Origin of the sequence: Streptomyces sp. NPDC056503 (assembly GCF_042794995.1) — a bacterium.
GTDB lineage: Bacteria > Actinomycetota > Actinomycetes > Streptomycetales > Streptomycetaceae > Streptomyces.
The window spans coordinates 1-19432 of the sequence record NZ_JBHTST010000055.1 but is presented as its reverse complement, the minus strand read 5'-3'; the positions used below and the strand labels follow the sequence as shown (position 1 = coordinate 19432).

Sequence of the window (19432 nt, the reverse complement as noted above, 5' to 3'; positions counted from 1 at the left end):
CCTCCCTCGTTACTCCGGGGTCTCCCGCCTCCGCAGCTCGTCGAATTCGGCCACGTTCGCCCGGCGGGTCGCGTAGTCGGCGGTGAAGCGGGTGTCGCCGGGGGCGACGGTGACGAAGGAGAGCCAGTCACCGGCCGGGGGTGGAGCACGGCGGCCATGGCCTGCTCGCCGGGGTTGCCGAGGGGAGCCGGCGGGAGGCCCTTGTGCGCGTAGGTGTCGTAGGGGGCGGCGGGCGAGTCGGGGGCGGCGGGTCAGCGGGGGCGGCGGGCGCGGCGGGGTGCGTACGGGGAGGGCGGCCGGTACGGCATGGGCGCACCGTAACCCGGCGGCGCCGGGAACTGCGAGCCTCAGACGAGCCAGCCCAGGAAGTGGAGGACGCCGGCGAGCAGATCGGTGATGACGTTCATGGTGGTACTTCTCCTCGTACAGGTGTTTCGTGGGACAGCGCAGTCGCGGTCTGCAGCCCGTCGCTTGCGCACCGTAATCATCCGACGCCGTACGGGAGTTGGGCAATGAATCCCAGAACGATCACACGTTCGTGGGAACAACCGCTCCCACGTTCGCCTGTTCGTCACGGCGGACCAGGGCGGCGTACCGGCCGTCCCGGGCCATGAGCTCCTCGTGGCTGCCGCTCTCCGCGATCCGGCCCGACTCCAGGACGACGATCCGGTCGGCGTCGCGGACGGTGGAGAGGCGGTGGGCGATGGTGATCGTGGTGCGGCCGGCGGAGAGCGCGTCGATGGCCTGCTGGACCGCGTGCTCGGTGCGGGTGTCGAGGGCGCTGGTCGCCTCGTCGAGGATGAGCACCGGCGGGTCGCGCAGGATCGTGCGGGCGATCGCCAGGCGCTGCTTCTCGCCGCCGGAGAAGCGGTAGCCGCGCTCGCCGACCAGGGTGTCGTACCCGTCGGGCAGCGAGGCGATGTGGTCGTGGATCTGGGCGGCCCGGGCGGCGGCCTCGATCTGCGCGTCGGTCGCGTCGGGCTTGGCGAAGCGCAGGTTGTCGGCGACGGAGGCGTGGAAGAGGTACGTCTCCTGGGAGACGACGCCGATCGCGCCGGCGAGGGTGTCGAAGCCGAGGTCGCGCACGTCGACACCGTCCAGGGTGACCCGGCCGCCGGTCACGTCGTAGAGCCGGGGCACGAGGTAGCTGAGCGTGGACTTGCCCGAGCCGGTGGGACCGACGACGGCGAGACTGCCGCCGGCGGGCACGGTGAGGTCGATGGAGTCGAGGGTGGGACGGCCCGGACCCTCGGGGTCGTAGTGGAAGCGGACCCCCTCGAAGCCGATCTCGCCGCGGACGGAGCCGATACGGACGGGCTCGTCGGGCTCGGTGATGTCCACCGGCAGGTCGAGGTACTCGAAGATGCGCTGGAAGAGCGCGAGCGAGGTCTGTATCTGGACACCGGTGGAGAGCAGGCTCACGGTGGGCCGGAAGAGCCCCTGCTGGAGCGAGACGAAGGCGACCAGGGTGCCGAGCGAGATCGCGGCGCCGCCGGCCTGCACGGCGAAACCGGCCGCCCAGTAGAGCAGGGCCGGCATGGCGGCCATGACGATGCCGATGACGGACATCCGCCAGCGTCCGGCCATGGAGGAGCGCACTTCGAGGTCGACGAGGCGCTCGGACTCCCGGGAGAAGGACTCGGTCAGCGAGTCGGCGCGGCCCATGGTGCGGCCGAGCAGGATGCCGCTGACGGAGAGCGACTCGGTGACGGTCGCCGCCATGGCGGCCATCTGCTTCTGGCGCTGGGTGGTGATCCGCTTCCGCTCGTCGCCCACCCGCCGGCTGATCCAGACGAAGACGGGGAGCAGCAGCAGGGAGAAGAGGGTGAGCCGCCAGTCGAGGGCGAGCATGGCGACCACGGTCGCGACGACGGCGGTGAGGTTGGAGACCAGGGAGGTGGCCGTGGAGGTCACGGTGGCCTGCATGCCGCCGATGTCGTTGGCGATCCGGGACTGGACCTCGCCGGTCCTGGTCCGGGTGAAGAAGGCCAGCGGCATCCGCTGGAGCCGGCCGTAGACGGCGGTGCGCAGATCGTGCATGACGCGCTGGCCCACCGTGGTGGAGATCAGGGTCTGGAGCACGCCGAAGACGCCGGTCAGCACGGCGGTGGCGATCATGCCGAGGGCGAGCAGGCTGAGCAGCCCGGTGCGCCCCTCGGGGATCGCGGTGTCCAGGATCTCCCTGAGGAGGAACGGGGAGGCCACCGAGACCAGCGAAGCGGCGCCGACCAGGAGGCCGACGAGCGCGAGGCGGGCACGGTAGGGGCGGAAGAGGCCGAGGATGCGCCGCAGCTGGGCGGGCTCCTTCGGCTGCGCGGGATCGCGCGGCGGGGGTGTCCAGGTGGACTCGTCGTGGGGGCGCATGGGCTCCTTCGAGGGTTCGAGATCGATGGGTTCGCGTCCGGGGGCGTCCGGGGGACGCCCGGGAGGTTCCCGGTCCGGAAAGCTCCCCGTCCGGGGTTCCGTCCGGGGGCTCCCGTCCGAGTCTCCCCGTCCGGGGCTCGCGACGGGAAGGCGAGCGGAATCGGGGCCGCACATCGGACTGTAGCTCACTCTTACCTATGTTCACAATGAACCAGGTCCTGATATCGTTCCCCCATGAACATCCCCGCCGTGAGCACCCCCGACCCCGACGGGCTCCTCGCCGAGCAGCTGCTCCGGCTCACCCGCCGGCTCCACCGCATCCAGAAGCGCCATCTGGAGCCGGTCGGCATCACCCCGGCCCAGTCCCGGCTGCTGCGCCTGGTCGCCCAGTTCGGGGACGCCCCGCCGCGGATGGCCGACCTCGCCGCCCGCCTCGAAGTGGTCCCCCGCGCCGTGACCAGCCTCGTCGACGGCCTGGAGGCCGCCGGGCGGGTGCGCCGGGTGCCCGATCCCGGCAACCGCCGGGTGATCCGCATCGAGCTCACCGACGAGGGGCGCGCCACGCTGCGGGAGCTCCGCAGCGCGCGCCGGGCGGCCGCAGAGGACATCCTGGCTCCATTGACCGTCGAACAGCGCGAGGTGCTCGGAGGTCTGCTGACCGCCCTGGCCGGGCCCGTCCCGGAGAGCGGCTGCTGACGCCCGCGGCGCCCGCGCCGAGGGGAGCCGTGCCATGCCGCTGCTGGAACCGAACCCGCAGGCCCTCAGCCCGGGCCGGAAGCGGACCCCGGCTCCCGACCGGGTCCCGGACCTCCAGGCGCGGGGCACGCCACGGCGGCTGCGGGAGGAGCTGGCGGCGCTGCTCGGCCCCGAGAAGGTCCTCTCCGGCATCTCCGACCTGGTGCGGTACGCCTCCGACGCCAGCCCCTACCGGTTCCTGCCGCAGGTGGTCGTGGTCGCCGAGGACGTCGACGACATCTCGACGGTGCTGTCCTACGCGCACGGCAAGGGCCGCGAGGTGGTCTTCCGCGCCGCCGGGACCAGCCTCAACGGGCAGGCGCAGGGCGAGGACATCCTCGTCGACGTCCGCCGCCACTGGGCGGGGGTGGAGGTCCTGGACGGCGGCGCCCGGGCCAGGATCCGTCCCGGCACCACCGTCGTCCGCGCCAACGCGGCCCTCGCGCCGTACGGCCGGGTGCTCGGCCCCGACCCGGCCAGCGCGGTCGCCTGCACGATCGGCGGGGTCGTCGCCAACAACGCCTCCGGAATGACCGCCGGCACCACCCGGAACTCCTACCGGACGGTCTCCTCGCTCACCTTCGTGCTGCCGAGCGGCACGGTCGTCGACACGGCCGACCCGGCCGCCGACGAGGAGCTGGCCCGGGCCGAGCCCCGGCTGTGCGCGGGGCTGCTCGCGCTGAAGGCCGAGATCGAGGCCGACGCGGAGCTGACGGACCGGATCCGCGCCAAGTACCTGATCAAGAACACCAACGGCTACCGCCTCGACGCCTTCCTGGACGGCGCCACCCCGGTGGAGATCCTGCGCGGCCTGATGGTCGGCTCGGAGGGCACCTTCGGCTTCCTCTCCGAGGTCGTCTTCGACACCCTGCCGCTCGACCGGCTGGTCTCCACCGCGCTGCTCTTCTTCCCCACGCTGCCCGCCGCCGCCGCGGCCGTGCCGCGCTTCAACGAGGCCGGGGCGCTCGCCGTCGAGCTGATGGACGGCAACACCCTGCGGGCCTCGGTGAGCGTCCCCGGCGTCCCCGCCGACTGGGCGGAGCTGCCGAAGGAGACCACGGCCCTGCTCGTCGAGTTCCGGGCGCCGGACGAGCCCGCGCTCGCCGCGTACGAGAGGGCGGCGGGCGAGGTGCTCGCCGGGCTCGACCTGGTCGCCCCGGTGGCCTCCGCCGACAACGCCTTCACCCGTGACGCGGGCGCCATCGGCGGCTACTGGAAGGCCCGCAAGGCCTTCGTCACGGCCGTCGGCGGCTCCCGCCCCTCCGGTACGACCCTGATCACCGAGGACTTCGCGGTGCCCCCGGCCCGGCTCGCCGAGGCCTGCGCGGAGCTGCTCGACCTCCAGGGCCGGCACGGCTTCGACGCGGCCGTCGCCGGGCACGCCGCCCACGGCAACCTGCACTTCCTGCTCGCCTTCGACGCCGCCGACCCCGCCGACGTCGAGCGGTACGCCTCCTTCATGGACGACTTCTGCAAGCTCACCGTCGAACGGTTCGACGGCTCGCTGAAGGCGGAGCACGCCACCGGCCGCAACATCGCCCCCTTCCTGGAGCTGGAGTGGGGCCCGAAGGCGACCGAACTGATGTGGCGGACCAAGGAACTCATCGACCCGGACGGGGTCCTCGCCCCCCGCATCGTCCTCGACCGGGACCCCCAGGCCCATCTGCGCGGCCTGAAGACCATCCCGGCCGTCGAGCGGATCGCCGATCCGTGCATCGAGTGCGGCTTCTGCGAACCGACCTGCCCCAGCCACGACCTGACGACCACTCCCCGCCAGCGGATCGTGCTGCGCCGGGAGATGCTGCGGCAGGCCGACGGCTCCCCCGTCGAACAGCGGCTCCTGGAGGCGTACGGCTACGACGCCGTCGACACCTGCGCCGGCGACTCCACCTGCAAGCTGGCCTGCCCCGTCGGCATCGACACCGGCGCCCTGATGAAGGAGTTCCGGCACGACCGGCACTCCCCGCGCGAGGAGCGGATCGCCGCCCTCACCGCCCGGCACTTCCGGGCCGTGGAGGCCTCGGCCCGGCTCGCGGTGGGCGCCGCCGGCCGGATGGGCGACGGCTTCCTGGAGCGGGTGACCGGCCTGGCCCGCAAGGCCGTCCGGCCCGACCTCGTACCGGAGTGGCTGCCCGAGATCCCCGGCGCGGCGCGGCGCCGGCTGCCCCGCACCCACCGTCCGGCGGCCGCCGCCGTCTACTACCCGGCCTGCGTCAACCGCATCTTCGGCAATCCGGACGGCACCCCCGGCCCCTCCCTCCCGGAGGCCGTCGTCACGGTCTCGGCCCGGGCCGGGCTGCCCGTGTGGATCCCCGACGACGTGGCCGGCACCTGCTGCGCCACCATCTGGCACTCCAAGGGGTACGAGCGGGGCAACGAGGTGATGGCCAACCGGATCGTCGAGGCCGCCTGGGGCTGGACCGCTGGCGGCCGGCTCCCGCTCGTCGTGGACGCCTCCTCCTGCACCCTCGGCATCGCCCACGAGGTCGTCCCCCACCTCACCGACGACAACCGCGCGCTGCATGCCGAACTGACCGTGGTGGACTCCCTGGTGTGGGCGGCCGACGAACTCCTCCCCCGCCTGGAGGCCCGCCGGAAGGTGGGCTCGGCGGTCGTCCACCCCACCTGCTCGATGCGGCACCTCGGCGACGACGACCGGCTCACCGCCGTCGCGGAGTTCTGCGCCGAGGAGGTCGTCGTGCCGGTCGACGCGGGCTGCTGCGCCTTCGCCGGCGACCGGGGCATGCTCCATCCGGAGCTGACCGCCTCGGCGACGGCCCGCGAGGCCGCCGAGGTCACCGCCCGCCCCTTCGACGCGCACCTCTCCGCCAACCGCATGTGCGAGATCGGCATGGACCGCGCCACCGGCCGCCGCTACCGCTCGGCCCTCCTCGCCCTGGAGCAGGCGACCCGCCCCTGACCCCGGGAGCTGGCCGGAAACGGCTCCCCCCTGCGGGTGAACCGCCCGCGGGGCGGTGCGCCGGGGACGCGGCTGGGTAGCTCCTCCCCTTCCGTGTCGTCACTCGGACGGGGGAACACACCACCGTGACCGCAGAGAAGACCACCGAGAGCGCGGTGCCGGACCCGGCGCCGGCGCCGCCCGCCGAGGAGTACCGCTTCCAGGCGGGCAAGCTCGCCACCCTCCAGGGCAGACCCACCTCGCCGTGGGTGATGGCCCGCCGGCTGCCGCAGCTCGTCCGCAAGGGGCTCGCCCTCGGCTGGCGGGTCGACCGCAGGGCCGTCACCCTCCTGCTGTCCTGCCAGGCGCTCTCGGCCGCCCTGGAGGCCACCGGCCTCGTCGCCACCGGCGCCACCCTCACCTCGCTCGTCGCCCCCGGCGACATCCGGGACCGGATCGTCGAGGCGCTCCCCTCGATCGCCCTGATCGCCGCCGCCGTGGGGCTGCGGGCCGTCCTCGGCATCGTGATCTCCGACGTCTCCTCGCGCCTCTCGCCCCGGATCTCCCGCGAGGCCGAGCTGGAGATGCTGCACGCGGCGGCCGGCGCCGAACTCACCGCGTACGACCACCCCGGCTTCAACGACAAGTGGGACCACGCCGACCGGGGCGCCGACGTCGCCAAGGACCTCATCACCGAGTCGCAGATGCTGATGTCCTGCCTCGCCTCGATCATCGCCGCCGCCGGCGTCGTCGCCGTCCTCCACCCCGTGCTGCTGCCGCTGCTCGTCCTCGCCGTGCTCCCCCAGGCGCTGGCCCGGATGAAGGGCGCGCACCTCCAGTGGGAGAGCAGCCGGGCCGTCTCCGCCGAGCGCCGCACCCTCGGCCACCTGCGCTGGTACATCGCCGACCGGCAGATCGCCGACCAGCTCCGCTCCGGCACCATGTTCGGCTTCCTCCTCGGCCGCTACCGCGAGATCGGCGCCCGCGTGGACGCCGTCACCGACCGGTCCATCCACCGGGGCTCGCGCTGGGCGATGGCCGGTTCGGTGGCCGGCGGGGTCGCCTCGGCCGTGATGTGGGGCGCGCTGGTGCTGCTGCTCGCCTCCGGGCGGATGACGCTGGCGTCGGCGGGCACCGCCGTCTTCGCCCTCCAGTCGGTGGGCAACAACCTGTACGGGATCGTCGGCTACGGCACCCGGATCTTCCGCACCGGCCTCTACGTGGACGACTGGGCCGACTTCATCGCGGAGGCGGGCGGCCACCGCCTGGACCGGGGCACCGTCGTCCCGGACCCGCCGAAGACCGTCCGCGCCGAACGGCTCTGCTACACCTACCCGGACGCCGACGGGCCCGCGCTCAGCGACGTCACGCTGGAGGTGCGGGCCGGCGAGATCGTCGCCCTGGTCGGCGAGAACGGCTCCGGCAAGACGACCCTCTCCCGGCTGCTCACCGGCCTGTACCTGCCGACGCGGGGCACGGTCACCTGGGACGAGCGGGACGTCCGGGAGCTCGACGCGTACGCGATGTGGCGGCACACGGCGGTCGTCCCGCAGGTCTTCGCGCACTGGCCGCTCTCCGCCGAGGAGAACGTGACGCTGGGCCAGCCGCGCGGCGGGAGCGCGGCGCTGCTGCGGGCCGCCGAGCGGTCCGGCGCGGGCGAGGTGGTCGACGGGCTGCGCAGCGGCTGGGGGACGCTGCTGGCCCGGGAGTGGTTCGGCGGGGTCGAGCTCTCCGGCGGGCAGTGGCAGCGGATCGCGATCGCCCGGGCGTTCTACCGGCCCGGGGTGCTCGTCCTCGACGAGCCGACCAGCGCGCTCGACGCCCGCGCCGAGCACCGCATCTTCGCCGGGCTGCGGGAGGTCGCCGAGGGGCGGCCGGTCGTGCTGGTGACCCACCGGCTGGCGAACGTCGCGGTGGCGGACCGGATCGTCGTCCTCGGCCACGGCCGGATCGTGCAGGAGGGCACGTTCGAGGAACTCTCGGCCTCGCCGGGGCTCTTCCGGGAGCTCCTGGAGCTCCAGAACGACCGGGGAATCCCCGGACAGCGGCAGCCGGAGGAGCCCGCGGGACAGGAGTGACGGGCGGTGGACGACGGGGGCCGGACGGCCGGCTCCGCACCGTCGGGAGCCGGAAAACCCGTTGCCGCGGGCCCCGGCGGGGGGCGAACCTGACAGCGATCCCGCACCGCGGGGTCCCTCCCCACGGGGTCCCTCGACGGGACCCCGGCCGACGCGCGCCCGCGTGCCCCGGCCCACCCCCCTGTCCGCCCCCGAGCCCCCCTGGGGACGCCATGCAGATCCATCAACTCCCGTACGCCGACCCGGGGGTGCCCGACGTCCGCTCGGGCACCCGGTTCCTGATCTGGCTGGGGCGCATGCAGCTCGGCGGGCAGGTGCGGTCGCTGCTGTGGGGGCTGTTGCTCCAGCTGTCGATCGCCGGGCTGCCGATCGGCGTCGGCATCGCCGTGCAGGCGGTCGTCGACGGCGACGGCGGGCGGCTCGCGCTCGGCTGCGGGGTGGTCGTGGCGCTCGGCGCCGGCATCGCCGTCGGCGACACCATGCTGCACCGCACCGCCGTCACCAACTGGATCACCGCCGCCGCGCGGGTCCAGCAGCTCCTCGCCCGCAGGACCGCCGAGCTCGGCTCGCTGCTGACGCGAAGGGTCGCGGCGGGCGAAGTGGTCGCCGTGTCCACCGGCGACGTCGAGAAGATCGGCTGGTTCGTGGAGGCGTTCTCCCGCTTCGCCGCCGCCGTCCTCACCCTGCTGGCCGTCTGCGTCGGGCTCGTCGTGTACGAACCGGCGCTCGGTGCCGTCGTCGCGATCGGCGTCCCGGCGCTCGCCCTGGCCGCGCTGCCGCTGCTGCCCCGCGCGACCCGGCGGGCGGACGAACAGCGCGAGAAGGCCGGCAAGGCCACCGAACTCGCCTCCGACACGGTCGCCGGGCTGCGCGTGCTGCGCGGCATCGGCGGCGAGGAGCTGTTCCTCGGCCGCTACCGGGCCGCCTCCCAGGAGGTCCGCCGGGCGGCCGTGCGCAGCGCCCGCATGTGGGCGCTGATCGCCGCCGTGCAGGTGCTGCTGCCGGGCCTGCTGCTCATCGCCGTGGTGGTGTACGGGGCGGGCCTGGCGCTCGACGGCCGGATCACGGTCGGCGCGCTCGTCACCGTCTACGGCGCGGTCGCGCTCACCCACCACCCGCTGCGGAACGTGGAGGAGATCGCCATGGCGTACGCCTTCTCCCGGCCCTCGGCGAAGCGCGCGGCGCGGGTCCTGGCCCTCCGCCGGGTCACCGAGCCCGCCGGCCACGGGCCGGACGGCCGGGTGCGGAAGGCGTCGGGCGACCTGTACGACCCGGTGACCGGGCTCATCGCCCCCGCCGGGCTCCTCACCGCCGTGGTGTGCGGCGATCCGGACGCGGCCGGACGGCTCGCCGACCGGCTCGGCGGGCACCCGGCCGAGCCGGGCGACGACCACGTCTCCGTCCGGCTGGGCGGGGTCCCGCTCGACGAGCTGTCGCTGGACGCCGCCCGGACGGCCGTCCTCGTCCAGGACAAGGAGCCGGTGCTGCTGTCGGGCACCCTCCACGACCTGCTCGACGTGCCCTCCTCCGGCTCCGTCCGGCCGGAGGACGCGCTCGCCGCCGCCCAGTGCGACGACGTGCTGGACGCGCTCGCGCAGGCGTCGGTGGACACCGACGGCGACCCGATGCGGACACGGATCACCGAGCGGGGCCGCTCGCTCTCCGGCGGGCAGCGCCAGCGCCTCGCGCTCGCCCGCTCGCTGGCGACCGGCCCGGAGGTGCTCGTCCTCGACGAGCCGACCTCGGCGGTCGACTCGCACACCGAGGCCCGGGTCGCGGCCGGCGTCCGCAAGCTGCGCTCCGGCGCGACCACCGTGGTGCTGGCCTCGTCGCCGCTGCTCCTGGACCTGGCGGACCGGGTGGTCCTGGTCCACGAGGGCCGGGCCGTCGCGCACGGCACCCACCGCTCGCTCCTCGCGGACGAGCCGCTCTACCGGGCGGTCGTCACCCGGGAGACGGACGACGAACACGCCGCGGCGCCGGCCGGACCCCCCGAGGATCCCCGGGCGGCCCACCGGCTCGAAGCACTGGAAGGGGAAACCGCATGATCGGCCTGGCGCCGCCCGCGTACGACCCGGCGGCCCCCACGACCGCCACCACCCTGCCGGTCGCCGCCGGCACGACCGTCCGGGCCTACGTCAGCGGCCTGCTGCGCCGGCACCGCAGGGCGTTCGCCCTGCTCATCGGCGTGAACGCGGTCGCCGTGACCGCGTCCATGGCGGGGCCGTACGTGCTCGGCCAGGTGGTGGACCGGCTTGCCGAAGGCGCCCGGGAGCTCCATCTGGGGAACGCGGTCGCGGTCTTCGCCGTCGCGCTGGTGGTGCAGACGGTCTTCGTGCGGCTGGTCCGGCTGCGCGGCGCGATGCTCGGCGAGGAGATGCTCGCCGACCTGCGCGAGGACTTCCTGGTCCGCGCGGTCGGCCTCCCGCCGGGCGTGCTGGAGCGGGCGGGCACCGGTGACCTGCTCTCCCGCATCACCACCGACGTGGACCGGCTGGCCAACGCGATGCGGGAGGCCGTGCCGCAGCTGGTCATCGGCGTGGTGTGGGCGGGGCTGCTGATCGGCGGGCTCGCCCTCACGGCGCCGCCGCTCGCCCTGGCGGTGGTGGTCGCCGCGCCGCTGCTGATCGCCGGCTGCCGCTGGTACTTCAGGCGGGCGCCCTCGGCCTACCGCTCGGAGGCGGCGGGGTACGCGGCGGTCGCCGCCGCGCTCGCCGAGACCGTCGACGCGGGCCGCACGGTCGAGGCCCACCGGCTCGGCGCGCGCCGGGTGGCGCTCTCGGACCGGCGGATCCAGGAGTGGACGCGATGGGAGCGGTACACCCTCTTCCTGCGGTCGGCGCTCTTCCCGGTGGTCAACCTGACGCACACCACGGTGCTGTGCGGGGTGCTCGCCATCGGCGGCGCCGGTGTCCTCCACGGCTGGATGGACATCGGGCAGCTGACGACCGGCGCGCTGCTCGCGCAGATGCTGGTGGACCCGATCGGGATCGTGCTGCGCTGGTACGACGAGCTCCAGGTGGCGCAGGTGTCGCTGGCCCGACTGGTGGGCGTGCGGGACATCGAGCCGGAGCCCGGCGACGGGTCGGTGCGGCCGGAGGGGCGGTCGGTCGAGGCCGCCGACGTGCGGTTCGGGTACCGGGAGGGCGTGGACGTGCTGCACGGGGTGTCCCTCGCGGTGGCCCCGGGCACCCGGCTCGCGCTCGTCGGTCCTTCCGGCGCGGGCAAGTCGACGCTGGGCCGGCTCCTCGCGGGCATCTACGGGCCGCGCGCCGGTGCGGTCACGCTCGGCGGTGCCGAGCTGGCCCGGATGCCGGCCGAGCGGGTCCGCGAGCACGTGGCGCTGGTCAACCAGGAGCACCACGTCTTCGTCGGCACGCTCCGCGACAACCTGCTGCTCGCCCGCCCGGAGGCCGGTGACCCGGAGCTGTGGACGGCGCTGGCGGCGGTGGACGCGGAGGAGTGGGCGCGGGCGCTCGACGCGGGCCTCGACACCGAGGTCGGCTCGGGCGGCCGGGCGCTGACCCCGGCGCAGGCGCAGCAGATCGCGCTGGCCCGGCTGGTGCTGGCCGACCCGCACACGCTGGTCCTGGACGAGGCGACCTCGCTGCTCGACCCGCGCGCCGCCCGGCATCTGGAGCGCTCGCTCGGGCGGGTCCTGGACGGGCGGACGGTGGTGGCGATCGCGCACCGCCTGCACACGGCCCATGACGCCGACCTGATCGCGGTGGTCGAGGAGGGCCGGATCAGCGAGCTGGGCAGCCACCACGACCTGGTCGCGGCGGACGGCGCGTACGCGGCGCTGTGGCGCTCCTGGCACGGCTGAGCCCGGCCCGCCCCGGCCCGGGCGACGACCGTGACCCGCGCCCGGGGCAGGGCGCGGGTCACGTCCTCGGGGCGGCGGGTCAGACGCCCGCGACCGACTGGATCCAGGAACGGTAGGCCGTCACGTTGGTGTACGCGGTGGTCGTCTGGCGGTCGCTGGTGGAGGCGACCCCGACCTGGACGCCGTTCGCCATCATCGGGCCGCCGGAGTCGCCGCCGGCGGTGATGCCGTCGCCGCGCCGGGCGCAGATCGCCGAGCCGTTGTACGCGTCACGGCAGCCCCCGGTCACCGTCACGTTGGCGACCTTCAGGTAGCGGGACTGACAGGTGGCCTCGGAGCCGCACTGGGAGGTGGCGCCCCAGCCGTAGACCTGGACGCTCTGTCCGACGCTCACGGAACCGGGCTGGCCGAGCCGGGCGTAGGTCGCCGTCACGGAGCGGTCCAGGCGGACCAGCGCGAGATCCGAGCTGTGGGTGTAGGTCTGGACGCCGTTGGCGAGGGTCCCGCCGCTGTGCTGGTCCAGGCTGCCGATCCGGAAGGACAGTCCGCCCCCGGTGACGCAGTGCTTGGCCGTCAGGATCCAGGTGGGGGCGATGATCGTCGCGGAACAGGTCTCCCTGCCGTTGGAGAGGAGCCGGGCCGCCCAGGGGCCGCTCTGGGCGTAGCCGCCGCCGATGATCGGCTGGACGGCCGCGACGTCGGCGCGGGCGGGCGGCTCCGCCGCCGCGGCGGCGGGCGCGAAGAGGGCGAGCACGGAGAGCGCGGCGGCGGCGGCCGACGCCCATATGCGGTGCGTACGCAAGGTTCCTCGTCTCCGACGGCACACGGAAGCGCCGCCTGTGGGGGAGTGGGTGGAACCAGAGTCGTCACGCGCCGGACCCCCGGGTAATCCCGTTCGTCCATAACACCGCGCTATCCCCGGGGGCCGGGGTCGCGGAGGGGACCGGGGGACGCCCCGCCGCCGGGCCGGCGCTCAGGTGGCGCGCTGGGCCGTCTCTTTCGGATCGGGCCCGGCAGGATCCGAAAGAGACGGCCTAGAAGAAGCCGAGGGCGGAGGCTCCGCCGACGCCGCCGAGGAGCATGAAGACCGGCATGAGGACCTTCAGCTCGACCCAGCTGCCGGCCCGGAAGCGCATGCCCTTGGGCGGGCCGATCGGGTACCAGCGCTTGCGGCCGATGGGGATCGGCCACAGGATCGGGCAGCCGGAGACGGTGAGCGCGTCGCCGATGTCGTGGACGAGGGCGCCGAGGACGATCGGCAGGCCCAGCCACAGGTACTCCTGGCCGGGGCCGGTGAAGAGCCAGTCCGAGCCGTTGCCCGGCTGGTCGAGGACGCCGGCGAGGATCCAGGCGCTGGTCGCGCCGAGCAGCCAGACCAGGACGTCGCTGGACATCCGGGCGGCCCGCCACAGCAGTCCCTCGACGGCGAGGACGAGGTGGACGAAGAGGATCGTGAGGACGGCCCAGCGTCCGCCGGTGACGGCCGCGGCCGAGCAGCCGCCGCCGATGAGGACCGCCCACAGCCAGGTGTGGGTGAGGGTCCGGTGGCCGCCGGAGCGGCGGGGGTCCTGGGGGCTTCGGGTCGCCTTGTAGACGGCGTACGACAGCTTGTCGACGATCTCGCACAGGCCCCGGGAGACGGGGCCGAAGGCGCGCGAGATGGTGGCCGACTTGTGGTCCAGGTCGGGGGCGAGGGCCGCGCCCGCGCACAGCAGCGCGCCGACCAGCAGCACCGGCCAGGGCATCGGGTGGTCGAAGGCGGCCGCGGCGGCTCCGACGCCCAGCCAGGCCGCCGCGCCGGACAGCGAGTGCGCCGGTCCCATCATGGTCGGTGTCGCCCCGTTTCTCCCCTGCCGGCGCCGAGTTGACGACCGGTCGACGGAGCAGCCTATCGGGCGTGATCTTCGCATCCGACAGCCGGTTCCCTCATCCGAGCGGAATGCAGGCAAGATGGGGACGTGACCCTTATCGATCAGCTGCCGCCGACCGCCGACCCCGACGCCCTCTTCGAGGCCTTCTCCTCCTGGGCCGAGGAGCGCGGCATCTCGCTCTACCCGGCGCAGGAGGAGGCGCTGATCGAGGTGGTCTCGGGGGCGAACGTCATCCTGTCGACCCCCACCGGGTCCGGGAAGTCGCTGGTGGCGGCGGGCGCGCACTTCACGGCGCTCGCCAACGACCAGGTCACGTTCTACACGGCGCCGATCAAGGCGCTGGTGTCGGAGAAGTTCTTCGACCTGTGCAAGATCTTCGGCACGGAGAACGTCGGCATGCTGACCGGCGACGCGTCGGTGAACGCGGACGCGCCGGTGATCTGCTGTACGGCCGAGGTGCTGGCCTCGATCGCGCTGCGCGACGGCAAGGACGCCGACATCGGCCAGGTCGTCATGGACGAGTTCCACTTCTACGCCGAGGCGGACCGGGGGTGGGCCTGGCAGATCCCGCTGCTCGAACTCCCCCAGGCGCAGTTCGTCCTGATGTCGGCGACGCTCGGCGACGTGTCGATGTTCGAGAAGGACCTGACCCGGCGCACGGGCCGGCCGACGTCGGTGGTCCGCTCGGCGACCCGGCCGGTGCCGCTCTCGTACGAGTACCGGCTCACGCCCATCACCGACACCCTGACCGAGCTCCTGGAGACGAAGCAGGCGCCCGTCTACATCGTGCACTTCACGCAGGCGCAGGCCGTCGAGCGGGCGCAGTCGCTGATGAGCATCAACATGTGCACGCGCGAGGAGAAGGACAGGATCGCCGAGCTGATCGGCAACTTCCGCTTCACCACCAAGTTCGGCCAGAACCTCTCGCGGTACGTCCGGCACGGCATCGGCGTGCACCACGCGGGCATGCTGCCGAAGTACCGGCGGCTCGTGGAGAAGCTGGCGCAGGCGGGTCTGCTGAAGGTGATCTGCGGGACGGACACCCTCGGCGTCGGCGTGAACGTGCCGATCCGCACGGTGCTCTTCACCGCCCTCACCAAGTACGACGGCAACCGGGTGCGCACGCTGCGCGCCCGTGAGTTCCACCAGATCGCGGGCCGGGCCGGCCGGGCCGGCTTCGACACCGCCGGCTTCGTGGTGGCGCAGGCCCCCGAGCACGTCATCGAGAACGAGAAGGCGCTGGCGAAGGCGGGCGACGACCCGAAGAAGCGCCGCAAGGTGGTCCGCAAGAAGGCCCCCGAGGGCTTCGTCGCCTGGAGCGACACGACCTTCGAGAAGCTGATCTCCGCCGAGCCGGAGCCGCTGACCTCCCGCTTCAAGGTCACCAACATCATGCTGCTGTCGGTGATCGCCCGCCCCGGAAACGCCTTCGAGGCGATGCGCAAGCTCCTGGAGGACAACCACGAGCCGCGCCGGAACCAGCTGAGGCACATCCGCCGGGCCATCGCGATCTACCGCTCGCTGCTCGACGGCGGTGTGGTGGAGCAGCTGGACACCCCGGACGCGGAGGGCCGCACGATCCGGCTGACCGTCGACCTCCAGCAGGACTTCGCGCTGAACCAGCCGCTGTCCACCTTCGCGCTGGCCGCCTTCGACCTGCTCGACCCGGAGTCCCCCTCGTACGCCCTCGACATGGTCTCCGTGGTCGAGTCGACGCTCGACGACCCGCGCCAGATCCTCGCCGCCATGCAGAACAAGGCGCGCGGCGAGGCCGTCGGGCAGATGAAGGCGGACGGCGTCGAGTACGAGGAGCGGATGGAGCGGCTCCAGGAGATCTCCTACCCGAAGCCGCTGGAGGAGCTGCTCTGGCACGCGTACAACGTCTACCGGAAGTCGCACCCGTGGGTCGGCGACCACCCGGTGTCGCCGAAGGCCGTCATCCGCGACATGTACGAACGGGCGATGACCTTCACGGAGTTCACCTCCCACTACGAGCTGGCGCGGACCGAGGGCATCGTGCTGCGCTACCTGGCGAGCGCGTACAAGGCGCTCGACCACACCATCCCGGACGACCTGAAGACGGACGACCTGGAGGACCTGATCGCCTGGCTGGGCGAGATGGTGCGCCAGGTGGACTCCTCGCTGCTCGACGAGTGGGAGCAGCTGGCCAACCCGGAGGTCCAGACGGCCGAGGAGGCCCAGGAGAAGGCCGACCAGGTCAAGCCGGTCACGGCGAACGCCCGCGCCTTCCGGGTCCTGGTGCGCAACGCGATGTTCCGCAGGGTGGAGCTGGCGGCGCTCGACAAGGTCGGCGAGCTGGGCGAGATGGACGCCGACGCCGGCTGGGACGCGGACGCGTGGGGCGAGGCGATGGACGCCTACTGGGACGAGTACGAGGACCTGGGCACGGGTCCGGACGCGCGCGGCCCGAAGCTGCTCGCGATCGAGGAGGACGCGGCGCACGGCCTGTGGCGCGTCCGGCAGACCTTCGCCGACCCGAACGGCGACCATGACTGGGGCATCAGCGCGGAGGTGGACCTGGCGGCCTCCGACGAGGAGGGCCGGGCGGTCGTCCGCGTGACGTCGGTCGGACAGCTGTAGAGGAGTTCCGTGGTGACCAATCCCGCCGAGAGGCTCGTGGATCTGCTCGACCTGGAGCGGATCGAGGTGAACATCTTCCGCGGCCGCAGCCCGCAGGAGTCGCTCCAGCGGGTCTTCGGCGGGCAGGTCGCCGGCCAGGCCCTGGTGGCGGCCGGGCGGACCGTGGACGGGGACCGTCCGGTGCACTCCCTGCACGCCTACTTCCTGCGGCCGGGCCGGCCGGGCGTGCCGATCGTCTACCAGGTGGAGCGGGTGCGGGACGGCCGGACGTTCACCACCCGCCGGGTCACGGCGGTGCAGGAGGGCCGGACGATCTTCAATCTGACGGCCTCCTTCCACCTGCCGGAGGAGGGCGCCTTCGCGCACCAGCTGCCGCCCCGGCACCTGGTGGACCCGGAGAGCCTGCCGAGGCTGGCGGACGAGATCCGCGACCACCTCGGCGCCCTGCCGGAGGCGCTGGAGCGGATGGCCCGCCGTCAGCCCTTCGACATCCGGTACGTCGACCGGCTGCGCTGGACGAAGGACGAGGTCAAGGACGCGGACCCGCGCAGCGCGGTGTGGATGCGGGCGGTGGGCCCGCTGGGCGACGACCCGCTGGTGCACACCTGCGCGGTGACGTACGCCTCCGACATGACCCTGCTCGACGCGGTGCGGATCCCCGTCGAGCCGCTGTGGGGCCCGCGCGGCTTCGACATGGCGTCCCTGGACCACGCGATGTGGTTCCACCGGCCCTTCCGGGCCGACGAGTGGTTCCTGTACGAGCAGGAGTCCCCGGTCGCGACCGGCGGCCGGGGACTGGCCCGGGGCCGGATCTACGACCGGGAGGGCCGGATGCTCGTCTCGGTGGTCCAGGAGGGCCTGTTCCGCTCGCTGGAGTAGGCCGCTCCCTCCGGATCGCGCCGCGAGCCCGGCGGGATCCGGAAAGGGGCGGCCCGGCCGGTCACTCGTACTCGGTGCCGCCCTTGCGGGTCAGGTAGGCCGGGCTGACCGCCTTGGCGACGGCCCGGCCGCCGGTGACCGGGCTGTACCGCTCCACGGCCGGCCGGACGACGACGCCCTCCCGGAGGTGGGCGGAGCGCCCGGAGACGGTCTCGGTGCCGCTCGCGTGGGCGAGGACGGTGTCGAGGTCGTACGGCCCCTCGTACAGGCGCGGTACGAGGGGGACCTCGCCCGGCTCCAGGACGGCGGCCGGGTCGAGCCAGCGGACCTGGCCGTCGATCTCGGCGGAGACGTCGAACAGCGCGTAGCCGACGGCCTCGCGTCGGGCGTCGGCGCCGTAGGCGAGGTCCTGGACGCCGGAGCCGTACACCTCCCCGAAGAAGCCGACCCGGGTCGCCCCGAGGCGGGCGGCGAGCCGCTCGGCGACGGCGGGCAGGCCGTGCGCGTGGACGGCCCGCCAGTACAGGTTGCGGGGGTCCTCCTTGAGGGCGAGCCCCTTGGCGCCGAAGCCCTTGGACGAGACGTGCGTGCGGCCGCCGTCGGCGACGTGGGTGAGCAGGCAGGCGGTGCCGTGGATCTTCTCCGTGAGGACGACCGCCTCGCCGGGCTCGAAGATGCCCGGGTAGCGGTGGAGGTTCTCGATGTCGACCCAGGGCAGCAGGTCGGACGTCGCCTCGACGTCCCCGCTCATGGTCGGCGGTATCGGCGGCACCCACTTGGTGATCCCGAGCGCCTCCGCGAAGTCGGTGCCGTCGGCGGCGGCCCGCTCCAGGTCGACGCCGGCCAGCGCGCCCGGCCGGCAGACGATCCCCTGCGACAGCTCGCCGCGCAGCCGTACGGCCCTCACCCGGTCCGAGGCCTTTCCGGCCAGCCGCCCGGTCAGTCCCAGCTCGTCGACGAGCGCGGCGGGCAGCACGGCCTGCTCCGGGATGTACACGGCGGTCTCGCCGGTCCGGTAGGCGCCCTTGGCGACGACGGCGCGGTAGAGGCCGACCTGGGCCAGTTCGAGGGCGTCGGCGTTGGGGTGGGGATGGACGGTGAGGACTTCGGCGGTGACGCGCAGGGTGGACATGTTCGGGACTCCGGTCGCTGGTGTTACGCGGGTTTCGGTCTCATCGCGGCCCACCCTGACAAGCCGTGAAATGCCTGGTCCACCGTTTTCGACGGCTGGTACCGTCGCAATCTTCGCCGGGCGCGTCCCGGACGGAGTCCCGTCAGGACCACGCCGTGGCCCCTCCCCCGCCGAGGGATGCCCGTACGGCTACGGGGCGGAGGAGCCGGCGCTCCTCGCGGTGCCGCGGGCGCCGCTGGGCGACGGTCCGGCGCGGCGGTTTCTTCCCTGAGGGCCTGCCCGGCGCGCGGGATCAGACGGTCCCCAGGCCCGGGAGGGGGTCCTGGTCGACCTCGTGGCGGCGGCTGCGGATGTCGGGCGCCGGCGGGTGGAGCTTGGCGTCGCAGGTGGGGCCGAGGCCGGTGCGGCGGGAGTCCGCTCCGGTGAGGGGGCGACCGCAGAGGCGGCACCGGACGAGGCGACGCGACGCGCCGGGGGCGGAATCGACCGCGATTGCCAGCGGTTCTTCACTCATGTTGTCATCTCACCCTAGTCTCGACGAGGAGCTCCCCCATGAGTCTGTACGACATCCCGCTGAAGAACCTGGCCGGTGAGCCGGTCTCCCTGGCCGACTACCGCGACCGCGCCGTGCTGGTGGTGAACGTGGCCTCGAAGTGCGGCCTCACCCCGCAGTACGAGGGCCTCGAGCGGCTGCAGAAGGCGTACGGCGAGCGCGGGCTCACCGTCGTCGGCGTGCCCTGCAACCAGTTCCTCGGGCAGGAGCCGGGGTCGGCGGAGGAGATCCAGAGCTTCTGCTCGACCACGTACGGCGTCACCTTCCCGCTGCTGGAGAAGACCGAGGTCAACGGCGACGCCCGCCACCCGCTGTTCACCGAGCTGACGCAGGTCGCCGACGCCGAGGGCGAGGCCGGTGACGTGCAGTGGAACTTCGAGAAGTTCCTGATCTCCGCCGACGGCACCGTGACCCGTTTCCGTCCGCGCACCGAGCCGGAGGCCCCCGAGGTCGTCGCGGCGATCGAGGCGCTCCTCGTCTGAGTCGCTCGTGGG

Annotated in this window: 13 protein-coding genes and 1 pseudogene; 8 read left to right on the top strand and 6 right to left on the bottom strand. The window is 73.7% G+C overall.

Translation table 11 applies throughout. The features are described from left to right. Nucleotides 1–9: 9 nt before the first annotated feature. Nucleotides 10–227: pseudogene (locus tag ACFQ8C_RS18415) on the bottom strand (endolytic transglycosylase MltG); the annotation flags it as partial. A 301-nt stretch (nucleotides 228–528) separates the two neighbouring features. After that, complete coding sequence (locus ACFQ8C_RS18410) at nucleotides 529–2364, bottom strand: ABC transporter ATP-binding protein (protein WP_383458357.1); 1836 nt, start codon at nucleotides 2362–2364, stop codon at nucleotides 529–531. A 234-nt stretch (nucleotides 2365–2598) separates the two neighbouring features. On the opposite strand from ACFQ8C_RS18410, the gene ACFQ8C_RS18405 reads away from it, so the two are divergent. The 5 genes from ACFQ8C_RS18405 to ACFQ8C_RS18385 all read left to right on the top strand — a co-directional run bounded on the left by ACFQ8C_RS18405 (nucleotide 2599) and on the right by ACFQ8C_RS18385 (nucleotide 11902). Continuing rightward, complete coding sequence (locus ACFQ8C_RS18405; protein WP_383458354.1) at nucleotides 2599–3060, top strand: MarR family winged helix-turn-helix transcriptional regulator; 462 nt, start codon at nucleotides 2599–2601, stop codon at nucleotides 3058–3060. Nucleotides 3061–3094: 34 nt separating this feature from the next. After that, nucleotides 3095–6019 carry an FAD-binding and (Fe-S)-binding domain-containing protein gene (locus tag ACFQ8C_RS18400; protein ID WP_383458353.1) on the top strand — a complete coding sequence of 975 codons (2925 nt, stop codon included), beginning with the start codon at nucleotides 3095–3097 and terminating at the stop codon, nucleotides 6017–6019. Between the two features lie 125 nt (nucleotides 6020–6144). Continuing rightward, nucleotides 6145–8076, top strand: a complete 1932-nt coding sequence (locus ACFQ8C_RS18395; RefSeq protein WP_383458350.1) for an ABC transporter ATP-binding protein — start codon at nucleotides 6145–6147, stop codon at nucleotides 8074–8076. Nucleotides 8077–8288: 212 nt separating this feature from the next. Then, complete coding sequence (locus tag ACFQ8C_RS18390) at nucleotides 8289–10124, top strand: ABC transporter transmembrane domain-containing protein (protein ID WP_383458347.1); 1836 nt, start codon at nucleotides 8289–8291, stop codon at nucleotides 10122–10124. Continuing rightward, a complete protein-coding gene (locus tag ACFQ8C_RS18385; protein ID WP_383458344.1) occupies nucleotides 10121–11902 on the top strand; it encodes an ABC transporter ATP-binding protein in 1782 nt (593 codons plus the stop codon). The genes ACFQ8C_RS18390 and ACFQ8C_RS18385 overlap by 4 nt, the downstream gene beginning before the upstream one ends. Before the next feature lie 79 nt (nucleotides 11903–11981). On the opposite strand, the gene ACFQ8C_RS18380 is transcribed toward ACFQ8C_RS18385, so the two are convergent. Continuing rightward, nucleotides 11982–12704, bottom strand: a complete 723-nt coding sequence (locus ACFQ8C_RS18380) for a S1 family peptidase (RefSeq protein ID WP_383458341.1) — start codon at nucleotides 12702–12704, stop codon at nucleotides 11982–11984. A gap of 232 nt (nucleotides 12705–12936) precedes the next feature. Beyond that, nucleotides 12937–13728: a metal-dependent hydrolase gene (locus ACFQ8C_RS18375; RefSeq protein WP_383458338.1), complete on the bottom strand. Its 792-nt coding sequence runs from the start codon at nucleotides 13726–13728 to the stop codon at nucleotides 12937–12939. A 132-nt stretch (nucleotides 13729–13860) separates the two neighbouring features. On the opposite strand from ACFQ8C_RS18375, the gene ACFQ8C_RS18370 reads away from it, so the two are divergent. Next, nucleotides 13861–16374 (top strand): DEAD/DEAH box helicase, encoded by a 2514-nt coding sequence (locus ACFQ8C_RS18370; RefSeq protein WP_383458336.1) that lies wholly within the window; start codon nucleotides 13861–13863, stop codon nucleotides 16372–16374. Nucleotides 16375–16386: 12 nt separating this feature from the next. Further along, nucleotides 16387–17253: an acyl-CoA thioesterase gene (locus ACFQ8C_RS18365; protein WP_383458334.1), complete on the top strand. Its 867-nt coding sequence runs from the start codon at nucleotides 16387–16389 to the stop codon at nucleotides 17251–17253. Between the two features lie 61 nt (nucleotides 17254–17314). Here ACFQ8C_RS18365 and ACFQ8C_RS18360 read toward each other — a convergent pair whose 3' ends face one another. Both ACFQ8C_RS18360 and ACFQ8C_RS18355 read right to left on the bottom strand, forming a co-directional pair. Further along, nucleotides 17315–18385 (bottom strand): RNA ligase (ATP), encoded by a 1071-nt coding sequence (locus ACFQ8C_RS18360; protein WP_383458331.1) that lies wholly within the window; start codon nucleotides 18383–18385, stop codon nucleotides 17315–17317. 292 nt (nucleotides 18386–18677) lie between these two features. Continuing rightward, nucleotides 18678–18899: a DUF6011 domain-containing protein gene (locus ACFQ8C_RS18355; protein ID WP_383458329.1), complete on the bottom strand. Its 222-nt coding sequence runs from the start codon at nucleotides 18897–18899 to the stop codon at nucleotides 18678–18680. Nucleotides 18900–18937: 38 nt separating this feature from the next. Here ACFQ8C_RS18355 and ACFQ8C_RS18350 point away from each other — a divergent pair, with 38 nt between their 5' ends. After that, nucleotides 18938–19420, top strand: coding sequence for a glutathione peroxidase (locus tag ACFQ8C_RS18350; RefSeq protein WP_383458327.1), 483 nt, complete (start codon nucleotides 18938–18940; stop codon nucleotides 19418–19420). Nucleotides 19421–19432 lie beyond the last annotated feature (12 nt).

Bases quoted from the DNA above. Each gene is read 5' to 3' on its own strand.
- ACFQ8C_RS18410 (WP_383458357.1), bottom strand. From the start codon at position 2,364: ATGCGCCCCCACGACGAGTCCACCTGGACACCCCCGCCGCGCGATCCC.
- ACFQ8C_RS18405 (WP_383458354.1), top strand. From the start codon at position 2,599: ATGAACATCCCCGCCGTGAGCACCCCCGACCCCGACGGGCTCCTCGCC.
- ACFQ8C_RS18400 (WP_383458353.1), top strand. From the start codon at position 3,095: ATGCCGCTGCTGGAACCGAACCCGCAGGCCCTCAGCCCGGGCCGGAAG.
- ACFQ8C_RS18390 (WP_383458347.1), top strand. From the start codon at position 8,289: ATGCAGATCCATCAACTCCCGTACGCCGACCCGGGGGTGCCCGACGTC.
- ACFQ8C_RS18385 (WP_383458344.1), top strand. From the start codon at position 10,121: ATGATCGGCCTGGCGCCGCCCGCGTACGACCCGGCGGCCCCCACGACC.
- ACFQ8C_RS18375 (WP_383458338.1), bottom strand. From the start codon at position 13,728: ATGATGGGACCGGCGCACTCGCTGTCCGGCGCGGCGGCCTGGCTGGGC.
- ACFQ8C_RS18360 (WP_383458331.1), bottom strand. From the start codon at position 18,385: ATGTCCACCCTGCGCGTCACCGCCGAAGTCCTCACCGTCCATCCCCAC.
- ACFQ8C_RS18355 (WP_383458329.1), bottom strand. From the start codon at position 18,899: ATGAGTGAAGAACCGCTGGCAATCGCGGTCGATTCCGCCCCCGGCGCG.
- ACFQ8C_RS18350 (WP_383458327.1), top strand. From the start codon at position 18,938: ATGAGTCTGTACGACATCCCGCTGAAGAACCTGGCCGGTGAGCCGGTC.